General features: G+C 36.4%; 23 protein-coding genes and 21 tRNA genes. 3 read left to right on the top strand and 41 right to left on the bottom strand.

Features of this window, described 5'->3' with window-relative positions:
- Positions 1-111: 111 nt before the first annotated feature.
- From murG to FD688_RS00675, 8 genes are all read right to left on the bottom strand, one after another.
- The gene (gene murG, locus FD688_RS00710) at positions 112-1,203 is read right to left on the bottom strand and encodes an undecaprenyldiphospho-muramoylpentapeptide beta-N-acetylglucosaminyltransferase (RefSeq protein WP_138741383.1); all 1,092 of its coding nucleotides are present in this window, start codon (positions 1,201-1,203) and stop codon (positions 112-114) included.
- The gene (gene murD / locus FD688_RS00705; RefSeq protein ID WP_138741382.1) at positions 1,203-2,582 is read right to left on the bottom strand and encodes a UDP-N-acetylmuramoyl-L-alanine--D-glutamate ligase; all 1,380 of its coding nucleotides are present in this window, start codon (positions 2,580-2,582) and stop codon (positions 1,203-1,205) included. The genes murG and murD overlap by 1 nt, the downstream gene beginning before the upstream one ends.
- Positions 2,583-2,605: 23 nt before the next feature.
- Complete coding sequence (gene mraY / locus FD688_RS00700) at positions 2,606-3,562, bottom strand: phospho-N-acetylmuramoyl-pentapeptide-transferase (protein WP_138741401.1); 957 nt, start codon at positions 3,560-3,562, stop codon at positions 2,606-2,608.
- A gap of 21 nt (positions 3,563-3,583) precedes the next feature.
- Entirely contained in the window at positions 3,584-5,737 is a 2,154-nt protein-coding gene (locus FD688_RS00695; RefSeq protein WP_138741381.1) for a penicillin-binding transpeptidase domain-containing protein, read from the bottom strand.
- Positions 5,734-6,111: a cell division protein FtsL gene (gene ftsL, locus FD688_RS00690; protein ID WP_138741380.1), complete on the bottom strand. Its 378-nt coding sequence runs from the start codon at positions 6,109-6,111 to the stop codon at positions 5,734-5,736. The genes FD688_RS00695 and ftsL overlap by 4 nt, the downstream gene beginning before the upstream one ends.
- A 20-nt stretch (positions 6,112-6,131) precedes the next feature.
- Complete coding sequence (gene rsmH / locus FD688_RS00685; protein WP_138741379.1) at positions 6,132-7,079, bottom strand: 16S rRNA (cytosine(1402)-N(4))-methyltransferase RsmH; 948 nt, start codon at positions 7,077-7,079, stop codon at positions 6,132-6,134.
- Positions 7,080-7,097: 18 nt separating this feature from the next.
- Positions 7,098-7,523 (bottom strand): division/cell wall cluster transcriptional repressor MraZ, encoded by a 426-nt coding sequence (mraZ, locus tag FD688_RS00680; protein WP_034531808.1) that lies wholly within the window; start codon positions 7,521-7,523, stop codon positions 7,098-7,100.
- A gap of 172 nt (positions 7,524-7,695) precedes the next feature.
- On the bottom strand, positions 7,696-8,046 hold the full coding sequence (locus tag FD688_RS00675) for a DUF3397 family protein (RefSeq protein WP_138741378.1): 351 nt from the start codon (positions 8,044-8,046) through the stop codon (positions 7,696-7,698).
- 116 nt (positions 8,047-8,162) lie between these two features.
- Here FD688_RS00675 and FD688_RS00670 point away from each other — a divergent pair, with 116 nt between their 5' ends.
- Complete coding sequence (locus tag FD688_RS00670; RefSeq protein WP_080695541.1) at positions 8,163-8,282, top strand: DUF4044 domain-containing protein; 120 nt, start codon at positions 8,163-8,165, stop codon at positions 8,280-8,282.
- Positions 8,283-8,320: 38 nt separating this feature from the next.
- Here FD688_RS00670 and FD688_RS00665 read toward each other — a convergent pair whose 3' ends face one another.
- From FD688_RS00665 to FD688_RS00640, 6 genes are all read right to left on the bottom strand, one after another.
- The gene (locus tag FD688_RS00665; RefSeq protein ID WP_138741377.1) at positions 8,321-10,693 is read right to left on the bottom strand and encodes a DNA translocase FtsK; all 2,373 of its coding nucleotides are present in this window, start codon (positions 10,691-10,693) and stop codon (positions 8,321-8,323) included.
- A gap of 19 nt (positions 10,694-10,712) precedes the next feature.
- Positions 10,713-11,225, bottom strand: a complete 513-nt coding sequence (locus tag FD688_RS00660) for a tRNA (cytidine(34)-2'-O)-methyltransferase (RefSeq protein WP_053795643.1) — start codon at positions 11,223-11,225, stop codon at positions 10,713-10,715.
- 14 nt (positions 11,226-11,239) lie between these two features.
- Positions 11,240-12,091 (bottom strand): methyltransferase domain-containing protein, encoded by an 852-nt coding sequence (locus FD688_RS00655; protein WP_138741376.1) that lies wholly within the window; start codon positions 12,089-12,091, stop codon positions 11,240-11,242.
- A gap of 95 nt (positions 12,092-12,186) precedes the next feature.
- Positions 12,187-13,074 carry an RluA family pseudouridine synthase gene (locus FD688_RS00650; RefSeq protein WP_138741375.1) on the bottom strand — a complete coding sequence of 296 codons (888 nt, stop codon included), beginning with the start codon at positions 13,072-13,074 and terminating at the stop codon, positions 12,187-12,189.
- Positions 13,067-13,876, bottom strand: coding sequence for an NAD kinase (locus FD688_RS00645; RefSeq protein WP_034531818.1), 810 nt, complete (start codon positions 13,874-13,876; stop codon positions 13,067-13,069). Before FD688_RS00645 ends, FD688_RS00650 begins: the two co-directional genes overlap by 8 nt.
- A gap of 2 nt (positions 13,877-13,878) precedes the next feature.
- Positions 13,879-14,511 carry a GTP pyrophosphokinase family protein gene (locus FD688_RS00640; protein ID WP_138741374.1) on the bottom strand — a complete coding sequence of 211 codons (633 nt, stop codon included), beginning with the start codon at positions 14,509-14,511 and terminating at the stop codon, positions 13,879-13,881.
- Positions 14,512-14,689: 178 nt separating this feature from the next.
- Between FD688_RS00640 and FD688_RS00635 the strand changes: the two genes are divergently transcribed.
- Positions 14,690-15,331 (top strand): DsbA family protein, encoded by a 642-nt coding sequence (locus FD688_RS00635; protein ID WP_190242851.1) that lies wholly within the window; start codon positions 14,690-14,692, stop codon positions 15,329-15,331.
- Positions 15,332-15,372: 41 nt separating this feature from the next.
- On the opposite strand, the gene pepF is transcribed toward FD688_RS00635, so the two are convergent.
- From pepF to FD688_RS00615, 4 genes are all read right to left on the bottom strand, one after another.
- Positions 15,373-17,172 (bottom strand): oligoendopeptidase F, encoded by a 1,800-nt coding sequence (pepF, locus tag FD688_RS00630; protein WP_138741372.1) that lies wholly within the window; start codon positions 17,170-17,172, stop codon positions 15,373-15,375.
- 38 nt (positions 17,173-17,210) lie between these two features.
- Positions 17,211-18,293 (bottom strand): competence protein CoiA, encoded by a 1,083-nt coding sequence (locus tag FD688_RS00625; protein ID WP_190242850.1) that lies wholly within the window; start codon positions 18,291-18,293, stop codon positions 17,211-17,213.
- 64 nt (positions 18,294-18,357) lie between these two features.
- Positions 18,358-19,419, bottom strand: coding sequence for an adaptor protein MecA (locus tag FD688_RS00620; RefSeq protein WP_138741370.1), 1,062 nt, complete (start codon positions 19,417-19,419; stop codon positions 18,358-18,360).
- Positions 19,420-19,479: 60 nt separating this feature from the next.
- Positions 19,480-20,241, bottom strand: a complete 762-nt coding sequence (locus tag FD688_RS00615; RefSeq protein ID WP_138741369.1) for an MBL fold metallo-hydrolase — start codon at positions 20,239-20,241, stop codon at positions 19,480-19,482.
- A 92-nt stretch (positions 20,242-20,333) separates the two neighbouring features.
- Between FD688_RS00615 and FD688_RS00610 the strand changes: the two genes are divergently transcribed.
- Entirely contained in the window at positions 20,334-20,786 is a 453-nt protein-coding gene (locus tag FD688_RS00610) for a hypothetical protein (protein ID WP_138741368.1), read from the top strand.
- 38 nt (positions 20,787-20,824) lie between these two features.
- On the opposite strand, the gene FD688_RS00605 is transcribed toward FD688_RS00610, so the two are convergent.
- From FD688_RS00605 to FD688_RS00495, 23 genes are all read right to left on the bottom strand, one after another.
- Positions 20,825-23,125 (bottom strand): heavy metal translocating P-type ATPase, encoded by a 2,301-nt coding sequence (locus FD688_RS00605; RefSeq protein ID WP_190242849.1) that lies wholly within the window; start codon positions 23,123-23,125, stop codon positions 20,825-20,827.
- A gap of 41 nt (positions 23,126-23,166) precedes the next feature.
- On the bottom strand, positions 23,167-23,577 hold the full coding sequence (locus FD688_RS00600; protein WP_225426077.1) for a CopY/TcrY family copper transport repressor: 411 nt from the start codon (positions 23,575-23,577) through the stop codon (positions 23,167-23,169).
- A 110-nt stretch (positions 23,578-23,687) separates the two neighbouring features.
- Positions 23,688-23,775: transfer RNA gene (locus tag FD688_RS00595), tRNA-Ser, on the bottom strand.
- Between the two features lie 8 nt (positions 23,776-23,783).
- Positions 23,784-23,856: transfer RNA gene (locus FD688_RS00590), tRNA-Glu, on the bottom strand.
- A gap of 55 nt (positions 23,857-23,911) precedes the next feature.
- Positions 23,912-23,986, bottom strand: a tRNA-Asp gene (locus FD688_RS00585).
- 4 nt (positions 23,987-23,990) lie between these two features.
- A tRNA-Met gene (locus FD688_RS00580) sits at positions 23,991-24,064 on the bottom strand.
- A gap of 25 nt (positions 24,065-24,089) precedes the next feature.
- Positions 24,090-24,162: transfer RNA gene (locus FD688_RS00575), tRNA-Glu, on the bottom strand.
- Positions 24,163-24,176: 14 nt separating this feature from the next.
- Positions 24,177-24,264: transfer RNA gene (locus FD688_RS00570), tRNA-Ser, on the bottom strand.
- A gap of 2 nt (positions 24,265-24,266) precedes the next feature.
- A tRNA-Ile gene (locus FD688_RS00565) sits at positions 24,267-24,341 on the bottom strand.
- Positions 24,342-24,348: 7 nt separating this feature from the next.
- Positions 24,349-24,419 (bottom strand) — tRNA-Gly (locus FD688_RS00560).
- 32 nt (positions 24,420-24,451) lie between these two features.
- A tRNA-Phe gene (locus FD688_RS00555) sits at positions 24,452-24,524 on the bottom strand.
- Positions 24,525-24,531: 7 nt separating this feature from the next.
- Positions 24,532-24,606, bottom strand: a tRNA-Asp gene (locus tag FD688_RS00550).
- 4 nt (positions 24,607-24,610) lie between these two features.
- Positions 24,611-24,684, bottom strand: a tRNA-Met gene (locus tag FD688_RS00545).
- A 9-nt stretch (positions 24,685-24,693) separates the two neighbouring features.
- Positions 24,694-24,781, bottom strand: a tRNA-Ser gene (locus FD688_RS00540).
- A 26-nt stretch (positions 24,782-24,807) separates the two neighbouring features.
- Positions 24,808-24,881 (bottom strand) — tRNA-Ile (locus FD688_RS00535).
- A 9-nt stretch (positions 24,882-24,890) separates the two neighbouring features.
- Positions 24,891-24,964: transfer RNA gene (locus tag FD688_RS00530), tRNA-Met, on the bottom strand.
- Between the two features lie 34 nt (positions 24,965-24,998).
- Positions 24,999-25,072, bottom strand: a tRNA-Pro gene (locus FD688_RS00525).
- A gap of 5 nt (positions 25,073-25,077) precedes the next feature.
- Positions 25,078-25,151, bottom strand: a tRNA-Arg gene (locus FD688_RS00520).
- 3 nt (positions 25,152-25,154) lie between these two features.
- Positions 25,155-25,243: transfer RNA gene (locus tag FD688_RS00515), tRNA-Leu, on the bottom strand.
- A 19-nt stretch (positions 25,244-25,262) separates the two neighbouring features.
- Positions 25,263-25,334: transfer RNA gene (locus FD688_RS00510), tRNA-Gly, on the bottom strand.
- Between the two features lie 4 nt (positions 25,335-25,338).
- Positions 25,339-25,411, bottom strand: a tRNA-Thr gene (locus tag FD688_RS00505).
- Between the two features lie 17 nt (positions 25,412-25,428).
- A tRNA-Lys gene (locus tag FD688_RS00500) sits at positions 25,429-25,501 on the bottom strand.
- Between the two features lie 7 nt (positions 25,502-25,508).
- Positions 25,509-25,581, bottom strand: a tRNA-Val gene (locus FD688_RS00495).
- Positions 25,582-25,660 lie beyond the last annotated feature (79 nt).

Genomic DNA, 25,660 nt, shown 5'->3' with positions numbered 1-25,660 from the left:
TTTATCTTTTGCTTATTCAATTCAACAAAATCATCGGATATTCTTGAAGCCTTATTCGAGGATTTTGTTGAGGAAAACAATTTAGACTTCATAGTAAAGTTCCTCCATTAACTAACGGCAAATTGATTTTGCAACTTCCAACAGACGACTTGCGGCATCACGACAACCCATTTTCCTTGAGTTTTCAGCCATCTCGTCTCTCTTTGCCTTATCATTCATGATAAAGTCAGAATTTTCAATTAATGTCTTTTCGTTTAAATCATTCTCAGTAATGATTAAAGCAGCATCATTTTTCACTAAACTTAAAGCATTCTTGGTTTGGTGGTCAGCAGTAACATATGGGCTTGGAATTAAAACTGATGGAATACCAAGTGCAGTAATTTCAGCTAGACTGGTAGCACCTGCTCTACCAACGATTGCATCCACCTTTGGTAAAACATTGGGCATGTCAGCAATGTAATCCTTAATTACGACATTGTCATTAATTGTTTGCCCTTTTAATTGTTCCATTACATCGTCATAACGTTTTTTACCCGTAACAAACACAACTTGGTAATTCTTTTCGTTATATTGACGAATGCTTTCACAAACAACTTTATTAATCTTCAGTGCACCTTGACTACCACCAAAGATTAATAATGTCGGAACATCATTATTTAATCCATATTGATCCCAAGAAAAGTCAGATTTTAAATTAGCGACTTGTTGGGCACGTGGATTACCAGTATAGACAGTCTTTTCCTTAGGAAATTGCCCCATGGCATCTTCGAACCCAACAGCAATCTTATCTACATGCTTACTTAAGAAACGGTTAGTTAACCCCACCACACTATTTTGTTCATGAATCATTGTTGGAACCTTCATTTGTGTAGCAGCGTATACAACAGCTCCAGAAACATATCCACCAGTTCCAATCACGATATCTGGTTTGAATTTTTTAATTAACTTCTTTGATTTATGTAAGCTCTTCATAAACAAGCTAACAGTTTTTAAGTTGTATAAAGAAAGAGAACGTTTGAACCCTTGGATTTCTAATTCTTCAAAAGCAATGTTGTGTTTTGGAACAATATCCTTTTCCAAGCCTCTAGTTGATCCAACATATAAAACTTCAGAATCAGGATCAACCCTGCGAAGTTCTTCAATCAATGCTAGTGCGGGATAGATGTGTCCACCAGTTCCTCCACCTGAAATTATTAGTCTCATTAGTTTTCTTCCTTTCTATCTGTTTTTTGTTCTACTAGCTGGATGAATTCGTCTCCTCTTTGTTCAAAGGTATCATATTGATCCCAACTAGCATTCGCTGGAGATAATAAAACAACATCGCCTTCTTCACTCATGGCCCATGCTTCTTCAACAGCTTCTTTCATGTTGTTAACAATTTTGATGTTTTTTACTCCCGCCTTCTTAGCTGTCTCAGCTAACAAATTCTTAGTTTCACCAAATAAAGTAATTGCCTTAACATGATCCGCAAAGTCCTTTTCTAATTTTTCAAAAGTATACCCGCGATCTAATCCACCAGCAATTAAAACAACGTTATCTTTAAAACTTCTTAAGGCCACTTGAGTCGCCTCAATGTCTGTAGCCTTTGAGTCATTGTAGAACTTTCTTCCATTAGCAGTTAATACATATTGCACACGATGTCTGACACCACCAAATGTACCTAGTGCTTTTTTAATTGCAGAGTTACTTTTACCCATAATCTTAGCAACAGCAATTGATGCCAAGGCGTTTTGAACATTTTGTTGACCCGGTACTCTAATTTCATCAACATTCATTATGAATTCATCTTTAAAGAATATTTTTTCGTCCTTTACATAGGCTCCGTCTTTACTTACCGCATTGTATGAAAAGGAAACGACATTGGCCTTGCTACGCTTACTTAATTCACGCCATTCTTCATTATCAAAGTTCACAACAAAGTAGTCGTTTTCATCTTGATTTTCAGTAATGCGCATTTTTGCATTAACGTAATTTTCTCTGGTTTTATGATAGTCAAGATGGTTAGAAAAGACATTGTTCAAGACAGCAATATGTGGATGTAATGTCTTAATTCCAACGAGCATAAAACTAGATAATTCTAAGACGATGTCGTCATCACTTGTTGCCATTGTAGTAACCGTACTTGCCGGCACACCAATGTTTCCAGCAACATAAGAATGTCCACTAGTTCTTTCTTCATTTAGGATGTCATTAATCATAGTTGCAACTGTAGTTTTGCCGTTACTCCCAGTTACACCAATAATTGGTGCTTCGCTAACTTGACTTGCGATTTCAACTTCAACTGTGATTGGAATATCTCTTTTAATTGCTTCTTTAATTAATTCATTATCATAAAAAATTCCAGGGTTCTTAACGATTAGATCAAAATTGTAATCATCTAAAATCTTTGGACTTTGTTTAGCATCAATTACCTCCACGCCAATTTTATCTAACTCTTTTTTGGCATCTGGTTTCAAAGGATTAGCGTCATTTAACCAAACATTAGCGTTTAATTGTTTTAATAGTTTAGATGCATTAATTCCACTCATTCCAGCACCTAAAACTAATATGTTTTTATTTTGATAATCGTCAATATTTTTCATAATTCATGCTCCCAAAAATATTATTATAAAATAATTGATAAAACTCCGGTAATTGCCAAAATAATACCTGCAGACCAGAAAACAATATCAATCTTCCATTCTGACCAACCTAACATTTCAAAATGATGATGGATGGGTGACATTAAGAACACTCTCTTACCAGTAAGTTTGAATGATGTAACTTGAATCATCACACTCAACGTTTCCAATACAAACATGAAACCAATCCAAATCAATGAAAGTTCATGATGAACTAGAATTGATACGGCAGCCAATGAACCACCAAGTGCTAATGATCCCATGTCTCCCATGAAAATCTTGGCAGGTTTGTGGTTAAATACCATAAATGCACATAAAGCACCAACAACTGCTAAACAGAAAATTGCAACATCCATTTGGTGTTGAACTAGTGCAACAACTGAATATGCTAAAAAGGCAATGATTGATAATCCACTAACTAGACCATCTAAACCATCAGTTAAGTTAACTGCGTTTGAGAAACCAGTTAGGTAGAAGATGATGAAAATTGCGTAGAACCAACCAAGGTGTAAATCACCCATAAACGGAATCTTTAATGCTAGTGGAAAGTGGTGTGCGTAAACGAATGTAAAGATTAGTCCACCCACGATTTGACCCGCTAGTTTTTGCCATGCTTTTAGACCTTCATTTTGACGTCTAAATAGCTTGATACTATCGTCCCACATTCCTAATAACCCGTACAATACTAGGATGAACAATAGGATTAGTAGTGTTGGGTTCATCATGTGAGCAACCCCACCGCTAATTAGCGACGCAATAATGATTGCAATGATGAAAAGAAGGCCACCCATTGTAGGCGTTCCTGATTTCTTTTCATGCCACTTTGGTCCTTCTTCTCTAATCATTTGGCCTTCGTGTTTTCTTCTGAAGTAGCCAATTAGAGATGGCATAAAGATTAATGTAATTAAAAAACTAATTATGATTGGTAAAACAATATTCATAAACATCCTGATTTCAATCCCCTATTTAAATTTTATGGTTATCTTGGTCCCACCATCTAGGCTTGCTCCTGGCTTGACAGATTGCTTATAGGCATACCCATCGCCGTCAAGCTCTGCACCAATACCTGCCATTCGACAATATGTCGCAACATCATATCTAGACCAGCCCTTTAAGTTAGCCATGATTTTACTACCATTAGTTTGAATGATTACCATTCGATTCTTTGAAACTTTCTCATTTGCATCAATTGATTGATCTAATACTTTATCCCCATCACCAATAATTGCATATTTCAAACCAGCAGCTTTTAATTCTGCCTTAGCTTCACTGGTAGACTTACCAGTAATACTTGGCACTTTTAGACTGTTTTCGTTTTCAGCATTTACGTTTTCTTCCAATGCTAGTCTCATTACTGGGTTAAAGATTTCCGCCATTAATTGTGAAGCTGTCTTAGTTCCAGTTAAATGAGGTTGTTTCATTGTTATATATAAGATGTATTTAGGATTATTTGCTGGCGCAATACCGGCAACTGAGTAAAGGTAACTATCGTCACCAGATTCGTATCCAGATTTACCGTCACTGACTTGGGCGGTACCAGTCTTTGCAGCAATCTTATAACCTGGAATTTTGTAAGCTCCACCAATCCCATATGATTTATAAACAACATCTTCCATATGTTGGATAACTTGCTTTGCTGTACTTGCGGTAATCGGATGACCAACTACCTTCTTTGGATATGATTTAATGACCTTCTTGGTCTTTGGATCCACAATCTTTGTAACAAGTCTTGGTTGTAACATTGTACCACCGTTAGCGATTGAAGTTAATGCTCTCATCATTTGCATTGCATTAACTTGGATACCTTGACCAAAAGCTGTATTTGCTTGTTCAATTGGGTAATTAAATTGAACGCTACCGGTTTCTTCTCCAGGAAAACCTAAGTTAGTTGAAGTAAAGAATTGGAATCGGTTCATGTAGTTTCGCCATGTCTTAGCACCCATTTGCTGTTCAAGATGGGCCATAGCAACGTTACTTGATAATGCAAAACCTTTATTATAGGTAATATTACCCCAACCATTGGTATTCCAGTCAGGAACAACCTTCCCGTCAACTAGGTATTTACCAGAATGATATGTGGCGTTCCCATCATAATGACCACTGTTAATTGAGGATGCAACTGTGAAAATCTTCATTGTTGAACCAGGTTCGTATGAATCTTGAATCAATGTGTTACGCCAAATACTATTTAGTCCCTGCTTAGTAGTAGCGTTAAATGTAGGACGTTGAGTAGCAGCTAAAATGTCACCAGTTTTTGCGTTCATTAAGACTGCATTCATTGTCTTTGGATGAACTTGGTTGTAAACACTGGTCATCTCAGTTTCTAGCAATGATTGAAGACGATAGTCTAGGGTAGTATACACATCATCACCATTCTTAGCGGGCTTATTAACACTTTCGCCGTTATCTACTTCAACCCCCGCATTGTTTAGTTGGGAGGTCTTGTATCCATTCTTACCAGTCAATAGTTCGTTATATACCTTTTCGATTCCCATTTGACCAGTTAGAGATACTTTACTTTCGCTAGAATTTGAGTTAGCAGAAGCATATCCAATGATATGCGAAGCAAAGACACCGTTTGGATATAATCTTGATGGTTGTTGCAAGAAGTTCAAACCAGAAATGTGGTATGAATCTAATTTTTGTTTTTGAGTTAATGAAATATTAGTACCCGCTGAACCAAATTCTACTTGGAACGCATTAGTACTTGGAGAAAGATCTTTTAATGCTTGTTTATAAGAAATTGGCAACACAGAAGAAATGGCTTTGGCAGCCTTTTCTTTGTCCGTGATATACATGGGTTTGTTATCCAATCCAACTTGCTTTTTATTTAAGATGGCATACATTGTATAAACGTTAGTGTCTTCGGCAAGAGGTTGGCCGTTTGCGTCGTAAATAGTTCCACGTTTAGCAGAAATAACGTTGCTTTGAGTGTACAAACTCTTTGCCATTTCGCTTAAGTTGTATCCACCAACGTTTTTAAATACTGACACATATGTAAATCTCAATACCATACACAAAAAAACGCCTAGACATAGCAATAGTAAAAATTGTCCATAGCGGCTACGGTTTTCTCGGCGTTTTTTTTGTTTGTTCCGATTATTTAATTTATTCATTTGCTAACATTCCTTACGTTTTTATTGGACAAAGATAAACCGGCTTGTTTAGCAATTTTTTGTAAACGATTTCCGCTTTGAAGTTCACTTACTTCTTGTTTTAGTGTGCTGTTATCATCTTTAACCTTGCCTAATAAATTAGTTGTTACTTGAAGTTCTGTAGAGTGGTTGCCTAGTGAAATCTTTTCACCAACTAAACCAACCATCAAAAAGAATACAAGTGAACATCCTAATATTACAACAGTTTTTTCAAATTTTGACAATCCAAGTCTTACATTTGATTTTACTTCTGAATTTTGTTGTTTTTGTTGTTCCCCCGCAGAGTAATAACCAGGGGTAGCGTATACGTTATTAGCTAGATTATTTTGTGCCATCAGATTAACTCTTCTCTCTATTATTTATTAATTCTCTCAATAACTCTCAGTTTTGCACTATGCGAACGATGATTATCTCTCAATTCATCATCACTCGGTAGTATTGGTTTTCTATTAATTAGTTTATAGTCTGGTTTCATGTCATCTGGAATAATTGGTAAACCACTTGGTAAATCCTCAATCGTAGTCTTTTCCTTAAACATTGTCTTAACCAATCGATCTTCTAATGATTGGAAAGTAATGACGCTTACTCTTCCGTTCACATCAATTAAATCGATTGCTTTTTCCAATGATTCTTCCAAAGCACCTAGTTCATCGTTCACGGCAATTCTCAATGCCTGAAAGACTTTCTTGGCAGGATGACCACCGTGACGTCTAGCCGCGGCCGGAATTCCTTCCTTAATCACATCAACAAGTTGTTCGGTTGTGTCGATTGAATGGTTTTCTCGGTTCCTTTCAATCGCTCTTGCAACTTGCTTAGAAAATTTTTCTTCTCCATAACGGAAGAAAATCTTCACTAATTTTTCGTATGGCCATTCGTTTACGATTTTCCATGCGTCTAATGGATTTCTCTGATCCATTCGCATATCTAATCGTGCATCGTGTTGATAACTAAAACCTCTACTTGCGTCATCAAACTGTGGAGATGAAACTCCTAAGTCATACAAAATTCCATCAACGGACTGAATTCCTAATTTATTCATTTCTTCTTGAATGTATCTAAAGTTACTTCTAACAAAAGTAACCTTATCCTCATTTATGTATTGCTTGAGGTTAGTTTTGTTAAATTCGATTGCCACTTCATCTTGATCGAATGAATAAAGATGACCAGATGTTAATTGTGACAAAATTCGGGCGCTGTGGCCTCCTCCACCAAGGGTACAGTCGATGTAAATGCCATCGGGTTTAATATTTAATCCGTCAACTGCTTCTTTAAGTAGTACAGTTTCATGATGAAATTCCGTCATAATCAGTCACCTTCTTTTCTAAAAATCAATTAAGTCTTCAGCAATATCATCGAACTCTTCGCCAGCAGTTGCTGAGAATTCGTCCCACTTTTCCTTGCTCCAGATTTCAATTCTTGTGGAAACCCCCACAATCACACATTTCTTTTCGATACCCGCGTAGTTAATCAAAGTATCTGGAATGTTAATTCTTCCTTGGCTATCAACCTTACTTTCGTCGGCGGCTGAGAATAGAAAACGTGAAAAGTATCTTGCTGACTTCTTGCTTACAGGAAGTTGATTAATCTTTTCTTGAACCTTTTTCCATTCATCCATAGGATATCCGAATAAACATCCATCAAGTCCACGTGTGATGATGAAGTTCGCACCTATTTCTGATCTAATCTTGGAAGGAATGATCAAGCGCCCTTTTGAATCTATTGAATGTTCATATTCACCCATTAACACGCTTCTTCACTCCTTCCAATTTATATTACCTTGATTTTACCACTATCCACCACTTCGTACCACCTTATTATTAAATTTCTTCCAATATGTACTAATTTTCACCACATTTAGATTAAAATCCACTAATTTTAGACAATAAAAAAAGAGCTACCAACGTTGGTAGCTCAGTGTTTTAAAGCGTTTTTGCAGCAATTATTAAAATAGTGGAGGGCCAGACCACAAAAAAGTAAATCACTGAAAATCTCCACAAGAATTTGTAAAAAATCCCCACTTTGGCATTACTACGTGTGAACAAGTAGTAGATTGCGTAAATAATCCCAATGATAACAAGCCCTAACCATACATATGGTAAGAACGATTGATCGTGTTTATCCAATGATAATTGGAAGATATCATAGCTCATGATAATTGGAAAGAAATCACTCGCTCTAATCGAAATCTTATAAAGTTTGCTAATAATTTTTTTGACGATATTGAACAGTAATGAAAATAGGAATAAGAATACCACCTGAACTAATACCATGGTCAAAAATCCAAACGGAGAAATAACAATCACCTCAATATGAATTAGTTTGCATTATTCGCTGATGAACTGTAAACTTTAAAATATATTATTAATTTCGGAAAGTGGTGTTAATAATGGCTAAGAAAAAGAAATCTAGATTTCAAATCATTACCATGATTTTTGTTTGGTTAATGATTATCTCAACTGTTGGTGGTTTAGTACTAGGTGCTGCCTTCCAACTATTTGAAAACTAATAAAAAATGGAACCTATCAAAATGATGGGTTCCATTTTTTAGTCATTATCAGGTTGTTTATAAACCTCTCTTGGTTTACTTCCTTCCTGAGGGCCAATGTAACCACGTTGTTCTAAGTCATCAATAATTCTAGCTGCGCGATTATAACCGATTCTAAAGTTACGTTGTAATAATGATGTACTTGCCTTTTGTTCTTTTACAACAAAGGCTAGTGCATCATCGAATAAGTCGTCTTGATCTTCGTTTTCTTCGTCGACCTTGATTTCTTCATCCGTAACAATCATATCGTCGTCATATTCGGCAGGTTGTTGTTCTTTAATATAATCTACCACATTTTCAACATCTTGATCAGATATAAATGCACCTTGCACACGGCTTGGCTTATTCTTATCAATTGGTAGATATAACATATCCCCACGACCTAATAGTTTTTCAGCACCATTAGTATCTAGGATAGTTCTAGAATCAATCCCACTTGAAACGGCAAAAGCAATTCTAGATGGCACGTTAGACTTAATTAGACCGGTAATAACGTCAACTGATGGACGTTGAGTTGCCAAAATCATGTGAATCCCGGCAGCACGTCCCATCTGTGCCAATCTAATGATGGCACCTTCGACGTCATTTGAAACAGTCATCATCAAGTCAGCCAATTCATCAACAACAACTACGATGTATGGAAGTGGTTTTAAATCGCCACGTTCTTCTTCGGTCATCCCTTTTACATATTCATTAAAAGTACTAATCTTTCTTTGATTATGCTTAGCAAACAAGTCATATCTGTGTTCCATTTCTGCAACAACCTTGTTAAGGGCTCTTGCAGCCTTCTTAGGTTCTGAAACAACTGGTGATAGCAAGTGTGGAATCCCGTTGTAAATTCCTAGTTCAACCTTCTTAGGATCAATTAGCATCATCTTAACTTCACTAGGTTTAGCATTCATTAAAATGCTAGTAATGATTCCGTTGATGGCAACGGACTTACCACTACCAGTTGAACCAGCGATTAATAGATGAGGCAACTTAGTTAGGTCGGTTGTAATAACATCCCCACTAACGTTTCTTCCCAATGGCACTGTCAATAATCCATGCTTGGATTGTTGTGATGTTTTGACAACATCCTTAAATGACACCATTGCGACCTTCTTGTTTGGTACTTCAATCCCGATTAATGATTTACCAGGAATTGGTGCTTCAATACGAATGTCCTTAGCTGCTAATGCCAATGCCAAGTCGTCTGCTAGGTTAACAATCTTGCTAACCTTAACACCTATTGCTGGATGTAATTCATATTCAGTTACTGAAGGCCCCAAGTTAACATTTTTAATTTCGGCGTCAACACCAAAACTGTTCAATGTCTTCTTCAATACGGTTGTATTATGGTCGATGTTTTTAAACTCATCTTTTTGGTCACTTCTAGCCACATCGGATAACAAGCCAATTGGTGGCAATTGATAGTTGGAATCATCAATATCCTTAATATCGATTCCCTTACTATCATTTTCGGTGTGTCCGTTGATAATTTCAGATAGCTTTGGTTTGTTTCTAGTATCTTGATTGTAGTCGTCTGCTGACTTAAAGTCTGAACGATCCAAGTTAGCTTCTGGCTTACTCTTTACCTCTGGTTTTTCAGGTTCGTTATCCATCCAACCTGAAAGCTTAATCTTAGGCTTTTCTTCAACAGCAGCTGGGTTCTTTCTTCTTTGAACCCTAGACATTTGATTAACGTCCTCGACTTGTTCTTCATGATCATGATTATCCTGTTTTTCTTCTAAACGGCGTTGCTTACGTTCTTCAATTGCAGAACCAATCTTTTGTGATGATTCTTCAGAGTACTTTCTAACGTTATCCATGACTTTATTCATTGGAACGTTAAAGAATACGATTAATCCGACAATCATCATAATAATTGATAGGATTTCTGATCCCAGAATTGAAACTAAGAAATCAAATACTACTAATAAGCATGCCCCAATCATTCCACCACCAACTGGTGAAGCATCGGTTAGGTGAATGAAATCCTGGCTAATTAAAGATAGTGTTTTTGATATAAAGGCATTGTCGCTACTGTTTGAAAACAATAATGCTGATAAGAACAGTGTTAAACCAAGGTAAAAGATGGTCCCACCAATTATCCAACGCTTATTGTATTGAAGCTTAGGTCCTTTAATTAGGTAGATAAACCCGACAACTAGTGCAATCAATAATCCAAATGGACTACTATCTCCGATAAAGAATCTAACGATATTATCGAAAGTGATTCCTAAAAAGCCCAATTTAAAGAGACTGAATGCACTGACCAAAATCATAACAAATCCAATAATATGATTTTGATACTTGCTATCGATATTAAATAATTTGGCATTGGTGGTTGTTTTTTTCTTTTTACGCGCGCTTGTTTTTCTCTTTGCCAAATTGATTACCCCTTATCATTTATTTTAGTTTGTCGTATTCGTACTTGTGTGTTCTTTCAAGATTTGGAAATGATTGTTGTCTTAATGCTTCGTAAATAACGATGGCACATGTATTTGATAGGTTCAATGCACGAATGTGAGTGTCATCTTGTGGAATTCTGATTGCCTTTTCTTCATTATCACGCATGAACATTTCAGGTAATCCAGTGGTTTCCTTACCAAACATGAAGTAATAGTTAAAGTCATCGTCTGTGTAATCACGATCTGTGTAGTCGTGGTTAGCAAACTTGGATACTAGGTAAAGTTTGTCCTTTTCGCCTAAAGTGTTCATGAATGCTGGTAAGCTTTCGTGATAGTTGATATCAACCTTGTCCCAGTAGTCTAATCCAGCTCTTTTTAGATGCTTGTCATCAACTGAAAATCCTAGTGGTTTGATTAAATCCAAAACAGTGTCGGTACCGGCACATGTTCTAGCAATGTTACCAGTGTTGGCTGGCATTAATGGTTCAAATAAAACAATATGGTTAGTCATAATTTTTCCTCGCTTTAAAACTGATTATCTAATATTGATACATCAACTGTGATTGATGTTAATGATTCAACCTCTGCTTGTGTTAAATCTTTCGCATTATGGCCCCAATGAAGTGGTGTCATAATCATTAAATCGTGAGTTAACTCCTTAGGTAACTCAACGGTGTATTTCACATCGTATTTCTTCGCATTTGGATAATGCTCCATAAATAAATCGACAACCTTTTGGTTATCATAGCTACTGTTTTTGCTATCATTACCATAAAGTTTTTGACGCAATTCAAATAGGTAACGTGAGTTTGGCACAATCTTAATCAAGTGACCCTTAGGTGCAATAATTCGATTGAATTCCTTGTAAGCTGATGGTGAAAATAAATCCATAATAATATCAATGCTTTGATCATTAAATGGAAGGTTCGCCAAATCAGCAATACAGAAAAACATTTGGTCGCTTAATGCACTGGTTGATAGATTGACCCCTGGTTTAGAAATATCAAAACCAATCGCACTATCCACGTTTTTTCTTAAGTCTTCCAAACGTTTTAGTGGTGTTCCTTCTCCACTACCGATGTCAACGATGTTCTTATGCCCGGCATCAATTAGTTCATTAATCTTTTGTAAAGTCCCATCGAAGAAACCAGCCTGCATAATCCTTCGTCTAGATTCTAACATATCCCCATCATATTCTGTATTCACCTTATGGTTAATAAATTGAATGGTTCCCTTTTTGGAAATATCCAATGAGTGGTTGTTAGGACAAACGATTGAATTATCAACTTGGTTAATAAATGATTCTTTACATACTGGGCATCTAAATAAATCGATATTTTGTTTTAAAAATTGCTTTGCAACTTCGATTTTTTTCATATTTAAATCATCCTTATCCAATTCAATATATAAGTATATCATATTCGTAAAGCCATCATTTACAGGAACTAAAAAAAGACCCTAATATCAAGATATTAGAAGCCTTGAATAATTGAAGACATGTCTGTAGGAATTTTCGATTCACAGACTACGTCTTGTTGTATAAACGGATTATAAAATTTCATTTTATAGCAGTGTAATGCCTGACGATCCAACTCATGGTTGTCTGGATTGTAAAGCCAATCACCAATTAGTGGATGACCAATTGCTTCAAAGTGAACCCTGATTTGATGGGTTCGACCGGAATGCAGCTTAATCTTAACCAATGAGTGACTAGGTGTGTTTTGTTCCACCCATGCCTCCGTCTTGGAAGGTTTTCCACCCTCTATCACACATCTTTTGATAAACGAACCAGGTTGTCGATCAATCGGTAGGTTGATTTCTAGATGTTTGTCATTCAATGGATTTTCCACAATTGCGACATACATCTTTTCAATTTGATGATGTTGCATTTGATTATCCAATACTGAATGAGCAAAATGGTGTTTAGCAAATATTATAATCCCACTAGTGTCCATATCTAATCGATTCACGATATGAATCTTTTGATTGTCATAATCTTGTCTTAAGAAATAGCCCTTCACTCGATTAGCAATCGTATCATTTTTATATAAATGAGATGGTAAACACGCAACATGAGCTGGCTTATCAACAACTAAGAAGTGCTCATCTTCATACAAAATATTGATTGGTAAATTCGACACCGCAATGATATCGTTGGCTGGTTCAGGTGGTAAAGTAATCGTCACCTCGTCGCCTTGCGCCAACATATAATTGACCTTCTCTTCATCACCGTTGACCACAATTTTTCCGCCTTCGAATTTAATCTGTTTCAATAAAGTGCGCGAAATTCCATTTTGACGTAAAAATGTTCTTAATCGAATGGGACTGTCCTGTTGGTTAGACCAGGAAAAACTAGTCATCTTCATGAACTCCGATAAATGAATTACTTACACGTTTCCAGAAATGAGTATGACGGTACTGAGCAAAGTAAATTCTATCGTTGCAGATGGAATATGAAATTGACTTAATTGGACGATCAGAAATCAATAACTGGTCACATGTTAAAATATTATGCTTTGGTGAATCTGGAACAATTGTGATTGTCTCATCAGGTGGCACAATTACCGGCGATCCTAATGTTCTAAAGACACGGTTATTGATTGATGCCATTTCCGACACCTGAATGGCGTTTAGTTGTGGATTAATGATTGCCCCACCAACTGACTTGTTATAAGCGGTAGAACCTGTTGGTGTGGAAACGCAAAGTCCATCCCCCCTAAACTTTTCAAAGAACTCATCTTTGATGTAGATATCAGTAACCATTGTTCCATTAATGCGCTTTAAGGTAGATTCATTTAACGCAACGAAACTATCGTCCGGTCCACCATCAGTGTATTGAACCTTAATTGATAGCAATGGATAGCTAACGCTTTGACCATTATCATCTTCCAAACTGTCAACTAGTTCTTTTACCTCATAATCACGCCAGTCAGTGTAAAAACCAAGATGACCAGTATGGATTCCTACAAAGCGAATCTTACTAATTGCATCGCGATAATGATGAAAAGCTGACAAAAGTGTTCCATCTCCCCCAACGGAAATCACAATTTGTGGATTTAATCCATCGTATTCAAGTTTTTCAGACGCATCAATTTTTTCTTTTAATTGTGTAGCAACCTCTTTGGATGTAAATCCGTCGTTACTATAAATTGCAACTTTCATAACTATTCATCCCTATTATGTTCATTTTTGATTCCATCTTCTTGAGTTTCAATTAACTCATCTCTGATTTCAGACATTCCTTCATCCAACTTGAAAGCTGTTTCCGCAGATTGTTGAAGACGCTTTTTCAATTCTTCTGGAAATTCACCATTATATTTATAATTTAAGGAATGTTCTACTGTTGCCCAGAAATTCATAGCAAGAGTTCTTACCTGAATTTCTGCTAAAATTTTCTTTTCTCCACCGACTAATTCGATTGGATACTCAAAAACAATGTGGTATGAACGATATCCACTAGCTTTTTCTCGATTAACATAATCGCGTTCTTCCAGAATATTAATATCGCTTCTTCTTCTAAGAATATCTACAACGACATAAATGTCATCAACAAATGGGCACATAATTCTAAGCCCCGCGATGTCTTCCATATCTTGAGCTAGACGATCTTCTGATACATATCGACGTTTCATTTTTTCTTTAATACTGTCGATTGGTTTGACTCGACCAGTAACAAATTCAATTGGACTTCTTTTATCCGATTGAATGAATTCTTTACGAATTCCTCTTAATTTGACTTTTAATTCACCCACTGCTTGTTCGTATGGGAATAAAAAGTCACTCCAGTTTTTTATCACTAGGCTAACCTCCTTGTTAAACCTAATTTACTACATTATTTTACCACACAATTCAAGAAGTAAAAAAGCAAACAATTTTTTACGTTTATGAGCGAAATGGTTGTATTTGCCGGTGTATTTGGTATTCTATTTAATGGAATTCATAGAACGAAACAAAAATCTTAATGGAGGGATAAAAGTGTTTGAACTATTTCTGTTTATAGATCCATTGTGTAAAGCATGCAGGAATTCAGAAAATACCGTTTTAAAAATTTCTGAAGACGTTGATTCAAAATTTAAGTTGCAGTTCATTCCGATTTACAATCTAAAGGTTGTCCAAACTGACTTCTGTAACTCAAACAATCAACTTAAAAAGCGATTATCTTCTGAAGAACTTTCCACTTTATACAGAAACGTTGTCTTAGATTATAAGGCTGCCTTATTCCAAGGTATGAAAAAAGGACGCAATTTCTTAACAGCGATTCAGGATAAACTATTGACTGAAGGTTACATCTACTCAGACGAAATGGCAATTTCGATTGCCAAGAAATGCGGTCTAGATGTTGAAATGTTTAAGGAAGATCGCCGTTCAAACCTTGCTAAGAATTCAATCAAAAAAGACCAAGATTTGGTGCAAAATATGAAGATTGAAAAACCGGCATCAGCTGTTATCTTCAACTGTGAAGGAAATGATGATGGTATCTTAACTGATGACATTGAATACTCAACATTATTCAATGCCTGTTGTGATAAAAACTTAACTCCCGAATACTTAAAGGATGCATTAAGCGAAAGCAATCTAAAAGAAACAAAAATGAAACACCTTCGTGTTGTAAAATAACAAAAAAGCTTCCAACCACGAGTTGGAAGCTTTTTTTATTATTAAATTAATGATTCTAATTCGTTTAATCTTTCTTCAAAGACCTTGAATGCATTTTCTAGGTAGTCAGCATTTGTCATGTCGATACCTGCTTTTTTCATTACGTCCAGTGGATAATCAGAGCTACCTGATTTTAAGTAACCAATGTATTTATCAATCGCTTTTTGATCATTGGCACATATACCATCAGATAAATCAATTGCAGCTGCAAAACCAGTTGCATATTGATATACATAGTAATTCATGTAAAAGTGCGGAATTCTAGCCCATTCATATGCAATTTCTGGATCAGATACCACTCCGTCACCGTAATAGCGTTGGTTTAGCTCGTAGTAGAAATCACTTAACATCTTAGCTGTTAGTGGGTTACCAGTTTGTTCTTGTTGGTGGGCAAAGTCTTCAAATTCAGCAAATTGAGTTTGTCTGAAAATAGTTCCTTTGAAACCATCTAGGAAGTGATTTAATACGTACTTCTTAACTTCAACATCATCGGTATTCTTCAAAAGATAATCGGTTAAGATATTTTCGTTAGTGGTTGACGCGATTTCGGCTAAAAAGATTGAGTAATCACCATATTGGAATGGTTGATTATGGGTTGTGTAGTAACTGTGCATACTGTGACCTGATTCGTGAACCAGTGTAAACAAGTTATCAAGGTTATCTTGCCAGTTTAAAAGGATATATGGGTTAGTGTCGTATACCCCTGATGAGTATGCCCCACTTCTCTTTCCCTTATTTTCAACTACATCAATCCAACGATTGTTAAATTCTTCCTTGATGTGACTAATGTAATCATCCCCAAGGATTGATAATGCCTTGATTGATTCTTCCTTGGCTTCATCAAAATTGTATGAGATTGGTGAGTTACCAAATAATGGTGTGTATAGGTCATACATGTGCATTTCGTCTAAGGAAAGTAATTTCTTTCTTAGTTTAACGTAACGATGTAATAAAGGTAGATACTTATTAACCGTATCAATTAGTTGTTGATATACCTTTTCATCGATGTGGTTATTGCTCAATGCAGCTTCCTTAGCTGAGCTAAAGTGACGCATTGAAGCTCTGAAATTATGCACTTTTACTTCACCAGAAAGTGTTGATGCTAAAGTGTTTTTGAATTGATTATAAACTGTGTATAACTGTTGAAATGCTTCTCTACGAACACTTCTGTCTGTGGATTCAAGTAACTTACTGTAGACACCGTTTGATAGTTCCACCTTATTTCCATCTTCATCGGATACAACTGGGAACTTCAAATCTGAGTTGGTCATCACTCCATAAACGTTTGATGGAGTATCAAAAATGTTACCTAAGCTTGATAAAATCTTTTCATGTTCAGCATCTAAAATATGATCCTTTTGACTGAATAGTTCGTCAAAGTAGTGTGTGTAATCTACTAATTTAGGTTCTTTAGATAACATTGCCTTTATGTCATCTTCACTAATGCTTAAAACTGCAGGTTCAAACCACGCTAGTGCTGATGATGCTTTAGATGCTAAATCGGCACATCTAGCATTCATGCTTTGATATTCAGAATTTGATGTATCAGCATCACTCTTTAATGATGAGTATACATATAATTTTTCAACTTTACGTTCTAGTTTTTCGATTGCTTTTAAGTCACTTAAAAGTGTTTTGGCATCAAAATGATCAGTCTTTAACTTTTCGACAGCTTCAACTTCTTTGGCGCATTCTTTGAAATCCGCTTCAAAATCATCGTCTGTCTTATAAATAGTTGTTAAATCCCAGGTTAATTTTTCTGGCACTTCTGATCTCTTTGGTAATTGTTGTACTTTACTCATAAAAACACCGCCTTTTGAAATATACTATCTCCATCTTATCAAAAAATAGTGTTATTTTGCGTACTTAGCTCATTTAATTTTTGATAGTAGTCGTCAAACCACTTAATTTCGTCAATTATATGGACCCTGCCATTATTAATTTGAATTTTTCGTTTAGTTATCAACTGCATTATCAACAGTTTGAACTCATCTTTAATATATTGAGTAGCGTTATGCACAAGTGGATAATTCGTTTGTAATCCCACCATTTGATTGGCAAACTCAAACACATCTCTTAATTCTACGTGTTCCTTGATACTTGATAATACTAATATTTTCCATATCAAATATTTCTTCCCCATGATTGGAGTGGTCACCTGTTTTATATCACAAACAATCGGTGAACCGGATATATTATGGTGCTGGTTATAACAAACGTTTTGCCATTTGAGCATCTGTTTATTATGATAAAAAATCTGATTTTCAATTCTGTTTAACTGACTGAGCACACCATGCATACTACTTTTATACTTAACGATAGTTCCCGGATTGTGGATAAATCTCAATAATTGCCCTAGCTTATCAAACGTAATTCGTTGGTACATTAGTTTTCCACATACATACTGACAGTTATAGCGAACCTCAATTTTTCTTTCGTTTACAAGCCAGAAAAAGATGACAAAACCAATTGAATCGATATAATAATAAAACTTATTCACGCTGTCACTACCAAAACTCTTTCTGTAATTAATCCCCAAAATCCATAGTGATTTTATATGCAGTTTCCGGTATCCATCTATTCGTTGTTCCAATCGTTTTCGTGAGATTGGGCTGCATTGAAACTCGAATGCAATGTTTCGATACATCAAATCAGGACGTTGATTAATTTCAGGTAAATACTTTTCCACATGTGTATTTCTTTTATCAATAAAATTCAGTAGCTGCTCTTTTCCCGTCAAATGTTCATTACTCTCTCCATCTTCCATAGCAATCACACACTGACTATTCTTAGAATGCGCAAAGTGTGGAGCATTAATGTTGCCGCGTTTTAAAATTAGTTCTTTCTTGCAGATTGGACAGTAATACTTTTGGTTATCTTTTGCTACACTTGCACTAACTAAATTTTCTTTATCAGATGCCATTAACATTTTCATCACCCAGTAAATTAGATACGAAAAGAGACTGGCATTTTTGCCAGTCTCTTTATTAACCAAAGTATTTATTAACTTGAGTCATTGCGGAATGATTCATTATTACTTTTTTATCGTTGTAATGCTTGAAGTCCACTGCATTGATTTGGTTACCATATTCTACAGCCTCACTCACCGCACTTGTAAAGTGTTTAAAGTCGACTTCGTTCTCAGTTCTAGTGGTGGTTAATTGAACCACATAGAATGAACCAACCTTATACAAGGTTGAATCAACATCATCTATACCATGAATAGCATCAGCCAGTTTAACAACATTGTCGAAGTCACTAACTTTTAAGATCATTTCCCACTTTTCAAGTTGTGGATTAAAGTGACCTAAACTTGGTTGCTTAGCTTTTTTAACCATATCCTTAAATGGATCACTATTTGAGCGTTTGCTTGTTGAATCCAAGTCTTGACGTTCGCTTCTTGCTTGATTGATTGTTGCAATCATCATTAGCTTATAATGTACATAGTTATCGCTTCTTTCAAGTGCATCAATCATAGTTGAAAGGTTTAATTGAATGTTATCAATAAATTCCTTTGTTTTATCATCATATTGGTGATTTTCACTCTTCCAGTCCAGAATCTTACCTAGCATTTCCTTGGCACGAATCAAAGAATATAAACTCTTTGTATCAGTATAATCTTTAAAATGACCCATACTTGGTAGTTGTGCTCTCTGTTCATCAGTTCTATCTTCGCCAGTGTCAGTGAACATTTCTAAACCATTTTCATCATAAGTTTCATTATCGTTATCTTCGTCTTCTATTTCATTCTCAACGTTATCTTCCTCTGGTTGATCATCATCATTATTGATTTGGTTTTGATTATCAAAAACATTCTTATTTTTAATAAACATGTCTAAACCTGTACTGTTTGGCAATACTTGGAAAGATACCGCCCCTGTACTCTTGAATTCATCGTCGACATCGATTTCGTCCAAAATTGAGTATAAGAAAGATTCAATGCCATCTTCATCACCTAAAAGTGATAACAAATCAATTCCGCGTTCATCTAATTCTTGATTAGTAATTGTTACTTTAATTGTTCCAGAATTAATTTTTTCCATTCTCATCGTCGACACCTCTTTTCATGTCCAATATTTAATACTTATATTTTAACCTATTAACAACGGTTAGTTCAATGATTTAACGTCTTTTAAATCAATTACCATCCCTGTTTTAGGTAATATGACATTTGCCGAATTATTTGTTGCTATTTCAGTTTGTTTCTTTAAATCATTCAAGTCACCATATTGGGGCAAATGACTGATTAACACATTGCTAACATTAGCATCTCGTGCTAATCTACCAGTTTCTTCTGAGGTCATGTGCCACTTTTGACCTTCTTTGTCTTCATAGAAGTTAGTATCAGTCATTAATAAATCAGCGCCTTCACAAAACGAAGTCAAATCTTCAAAGTATCTAGTATCACCTGTGTATATTAGTACTTGATTGGTTGATTTGTCTTTAATCTTAATCGCAAATGTAATAACAGGATGTTGTGTTTTCTTAAATGTAATTTCTAAATCACCTAAAGTTAAAATATCGTCTTCATGATATGGTTTAGCAACCGTATCGTCAAACCAATTTAAAGCGTTGAAGTGTTCTTTATCCTCAGTATGACCATAAATTGATAGAGGACCTTCCTTTGTCTTATTAGGTGCTAATTGCCAGTAATGTTGTAAAACCCCAACATCAGCAATATGATCACTGTGGTAATGAGATAATAAGACTGCATCTAAATCATACGGGTTTAAGTGCTTTTCTAGTTCCAATAGAACACCACTTCCACAATCTAATAATAGATTGAATTTTTCAGTTTGAATTAAATATCCGCTTGTGGCAATTCCATTATCTGGATAACCACCATAATATCCTAATACCGTAACCTTCATTTTATATACCTTCTACTTGTTTTTATTTATCTTTAGTGTAAATATATAGATGTGATTTGTAAAATCTTTTTTATCATCTCGGAGGCGTAAAAATGGAAAATCAAATCAGTATGACATTTGGAAGTAACCAAATTTTAAGCAAAATCAGAAAACAACATCCCGATGTAAAATTAAGTTTATTCAAAAACGGTGACGATCAGTATCAAATCGTTGATTTTTCCGGGAACCATAACATTTTTAAAAACCCAATTATATTTGATGTATTGAAGAATCATAACTTTACTGAGAAATTTGAGTTTGTAAATTATTCATACTTTAACCTATCTGAAGATACTCAAAAAATTTTCGATGCAAATATTGAAAAAATGAGTAACGATGAGAAGTTAGATAATATGGTTTCCTTCGTTATACTTAAGGAAACAGTTAACCGTAAGAGAACTGTTCTAATGACTACTTGGCGTAATTATTTTGATTTCAATAATTGGAAAAAGAGAAATGAATTTTTAAACTTAGCAGAAATGTCATTAAACTATAAACGAGCATAATAAAAAAAAGCACTTTGAAGTTCAAAGTGCTTTTTAATTTAATTAATTTTTAACGTCATGGCATTAATTGCTACAATTACAGTACTTAACGACATAATAACTGCACCCAACATTGGTCCGATAATTATACCAATTGAGGAAAGTGCACCAGCAGCAAGTGGTAAGGCAATGATGTTGTATCCAGCCCCCCACCATAGGTTTTGAATCATCTTGGTATGAGCATGTTTTGCTAGCTTAACCAAGTTAATTACATCAGCTGGATCACTGTTAACTAGCACAACATCAGCTGATTCGATAGCAACATCAGTACCAGAACCAATGGCAACACCTAAATCTGCTTTAGTAAGACTAGGTGCATCATTAACACCATCACCGATAAACATTACTTTTCCTTTATCTTGATACTTAGTGACTAACTTTTGTTTATCCTCTGGAACAAGTTGAGCATTAACTTCATTAATTCCTAGAATACTTGCTACCTTATCGGCAGCTTGCTTGTTGTCACCTGTTAACATAACTGGAACAATATTTTGACTGTTTAAGAAATCAATCATATCCTTTGCGCCTGGCTTGATTGAATCACCTTCAGCAATATATCCAATTACATTATTATCTTCGACAACATAACTTAATGAGTTTCCTTGTTGAAGATACTTTTCAGCAATCTTTTGATCGTATGAAATATTATTTTTATCTAGATATGAACTAGAAACAACTTGATATTCCTTTCCATTAACAGTTCCCTTAATACCTGAACCAGCGATTTCTTCAACATTTTCGGATTGAAGTGGTGCTTCATTTAAATCCTTGAAGGCTTGAACAATTCCTTGAGCAAGTGGATGACTTGAAGAAGCTTCAATTGCTGCAGCAATTTTAATAATATCCTTTTTGTTGATATTAGAATCTAAGCTTTCGTAGGCATTCACTTTGAAATCACCTTGAGTTAAGGTACCTGTTTTATCCATTAAGGCGTATCTAATTTCTTTGATACCTTCTAAAGCAGTTTTATTTCTAATCAATAATCCGTGAGTTGCAGAAATTGATGTCATTCTTGAAATGATTAAAGGAATAGCTAACCCTAATGCATGAGGACAAGCAATGATTAATACACTAACAGTAATTGGAATTGCGTAAGCAACACCATGTATGATACTCCAAGTTATAAAAGCAATTAAAGCGACTACTAAGGCTGCATAAAAAAGATACCCAGCGACTTTATTAGCCAAATCTTCTGCTTCTGATTTTGATGATTGTGCTTCACTTACCATGTTCATAACCTTAGATAAGTACCCACTTTCACCGGTACCAGTAATCTTAACTTTAATCGTTCCGCTACCATTAATTGATCCACCAATTACAGAATCATCAACATTCTTTTGAACATCTCTAGATTCACCAGTAATCAAAGATTCGTTTAAAGAGGTGCTACCGTCTATAATCTTTCCATCAGCAGGAACTTTTTCACCTGATTTAATTAAAATTGTTTGACCTTCACTTAACTCATGAACTGATACGTCTTTAGTTTGACCATTTGATTGAACTAAATGAGCGTTATCTGGTAATAACTCAGCTAGCTTATTCAATGCTGAACCAGCATTCATAACTGAGTTCATTTCAATCCAGTGGCCTAATAACATAATCACAATCAATGTGGATAATTCCCAGAAGAAATCATTTACCATTGGTGTTACCTTGAAAACGTCGTTTGCAATAACTGCATAGACACTGTATACATATGCAACCGAAATTCCCATTGTAATCAACGACATCATTCCCGGCTTCTTACTCTTCATTTCGCTGATGCATGATGTAAAGAATGGATACCCACCATAAATGAATAAAATTGTTCCTAATAATAAAACAACAAAATCTGATCCTGGAAAGGTAACTTGAAATGGCATTTTCATACCCATCATTGGTGACATAATAATAATTGGAATAGTTAGTATCAATGAAATCCAAAATTTCAATTTTAGATTCCCCATATGCATATGACCCATACTACCATGATCCATATGTCCATGGTCCATGTCCATACCACAACCCATACCGTTCATATTCATATGATTCATATCGTGTCCCATATGGTTGTGACCCATTTCATTGGTATGGTGATGCATGTCTTCATGATTCATATGGTGCATGTCACCCATATGGTCTCCATGTGAATGGTCATGTTCCCCACCATGACTACAACAACTCATATTTTCATGTTCAGAATGGGAATGTTCCCTCATCTCCATACCATCATGATGCATATTACATTTATGTTCAGAATTACCATGATCATGATGCTTGCAACAAGACATTTCGTCATTATGTTTTTCTTCGTCAGTCATATTATGATTTTTTCCACACATTTATATCATCTCCAAGTAGATTATTCTTCTAAGCACTTACAATGAACTTCTTCTGGCGCTGTATCTCGCTTTTTCTTTAAAATATTAATAATTGAATCGATATCATTTTTACTCAATTCAACATTTTCAATAATGTCATGAAGTGTCTCGCCATAATGCATACAACACATCGATTCAAAAACTCTATTAACAGACATGTCATACGCTGTTTGTTCCTTAATGGCAGAATGATAAACATTTTTCCTACCATCTTTCTCAACACTCAAAAAATCTTTATCACATAAACGAGATAATAGTGTTTTGATTGTAGACGAACTCCAGTCCATTTTTTTGGATAATATGTTGATTAATTGGTTACTAGTTGCTTCTCCTAATGTCCAAACTATCCTCATTACTTCCCATTCTGACTTTGTAATATCAGTTTTTTCCAAAAGTTGTATCACCTCGCTAATTGATTTAACATTTTATAGTCTACAATTGTAGACGTAATAAGTCAAATAAAAAGGACTGCATTTACATGCAATCCTTTTTTTCTACGGTAAGGAGAATGAGAGATTCGAACTCTCGCGTGGTTTGACCCACCTAGCGGTTTTCAAGACCGCCCCCTTCAGCCACTTGGGTAATTCTCCATAAAAGATGACCCGTACGGGATTCGAACCCATGTTACTGCCGTGAAAGGGCAGTGTCTTAAACCACTTGACCAACGGGTCATAATAAACATTATGACAATAAAAAAAGATTATCCATAAAGGACGATCTTATTTACGGTTCGTACGAGACTCGAACTCGTGACCTCCTGCGTGACAGGCAGGCGTCCTAAACCGACTAGACCAACGAACCAAAATTGCGGGAGCCGGATTTGAACCAACGACCTCCGGGTTATGAGCCCGACGAGCTACCAGACTGCTCTATCCCGCGATAATTATATAAAAGAAAAATTTAATGACCCGTACGGGATTCGAACCCATGTTACTGCCGTGAAAGGGCAGTGTCTTAAACCACTTGACCAACGGGTCAGTCAAAACACTAACGGAGAAGGAGAGATTCGAACTCTCGCGCCGGTAACCCGACCTACACCCTTAGCAGGGGCGCCTCTTCAGCCACTTGAGTACTTCTCCAATGGGCCTAGGGGGACTCGAACCTCCGACCTCACGCTTATCAGGCGTGCGCTCTAAACCAACTGAGCTATAGGCCCATATAAAAGCGGGTAACGAGAATCGAACTCGCGACAATAGCTTGGAAGGCTATGGTTTTACCACTAAACTATACCCGCATAATATAAAGTATAACATATATTTAGTTAAATGGCGCGGGACAGAATCGAACTGCCGACACACGGAGCTTCAATCCGTTGCTCTACCAACTGAGCTACCGAGCCATATAAACGGTTCGTACGAGACTCGAACTCGTGACCTCCTGCGTGACAGGCAGGCGTCCTAAACCAACTAGACCAACGAACCAAAATTGCGGGAGCTGGATTTGAACCAACGACCTCCGGGTTATGAGCCCGACGAGCTACCAGACTGCTCTATCCCGCGATAATATAAAGGAGAATGAGAGATTCGAACTCTCGCGTGGTTTGACCCACCTAGCGGTTTTCAAGACCGCCCCCTTCAGCCACTTGGGTAATTCTCCATGTGAATGTGAAACAAAGTCCACAATGGACCTTGTAGGACTCGAACCTACGACCGGACGGTTATGAGCCGTCTGCTCTAACCAACTGAGCTAAAGGTCCAAGACCTAATCGCGGCAGAGGGGATCGAACCCCCGACCTCCCGGGTATGAACCGGACGCTCTAGCCAGCTGAGCTACACCGCGATATGTGACCAATATTATGAGTTAATAAACTCTATCGGGAAGACAGGATTCGAACCTGCGACCCCCTGGTCCCAAACCAGGTGCTCTACCAAGCTGAGCTACTTCCCGAGAAATGCACCCAGTAGGAGTCGAACCTACAACCTTCTGATTCGTAGTCAGACACTCTATCCAGTTGCGCTATGGGTGCATATGGTGCCGAGGACCGGGATCGAACCGGTACGGTTATCACTAACCGCAGGATTTTAAGTCCTGTGCGTCTGCCAATTCCGCCACCCCGGCATATATAATGAATTGGCAAAGCGGAAGACGGGATTCGAACCCGCGACCCCCACCATGGCAAGGTGATGTTCTACCACTGAACTACTTCCGCATAATGCCGACTAGAGGATTCGAACCTCCGACCCCCTGTTTACAAGACAGGTGCTCTGCCAGCTGAGCTAAGTCGGCATATTATAATAAACTAATGAGCCGTGGCAGGTTCGAACTGCCGACCCTCTGATTAAAAGTCAGATGCTCTACCGGCTGAGCTAACGGCTCGTATGGATGGAGGATACAGGGCTCGAACCTGTGACCTCCTGCTTGTAAGGCAGATGCTCTCCCAACTGAGCTAATCCTCCATAATTGCGCGGCAACTTCCTACCCTTGCAGAGGGCGATCCCTCAACTACTATCGGCGTTTAGAAGCTTAACTTCTGTG

It is taken from the genome of Apilactobacillus kunkeei (assembly GCF_005930975.1).
Lineage (GTDB): Bacteria > Bacillota > Bacilli > Lactobacillales > Lactobacillaceae > Apilactobacillus > Apilactobacillus kunkeei_E.
The sequence above is the reverse complement of the archived record's forward strand: the minus strand, read 5'-3'. Positions and strand labels throughout refer to the sequence as shown.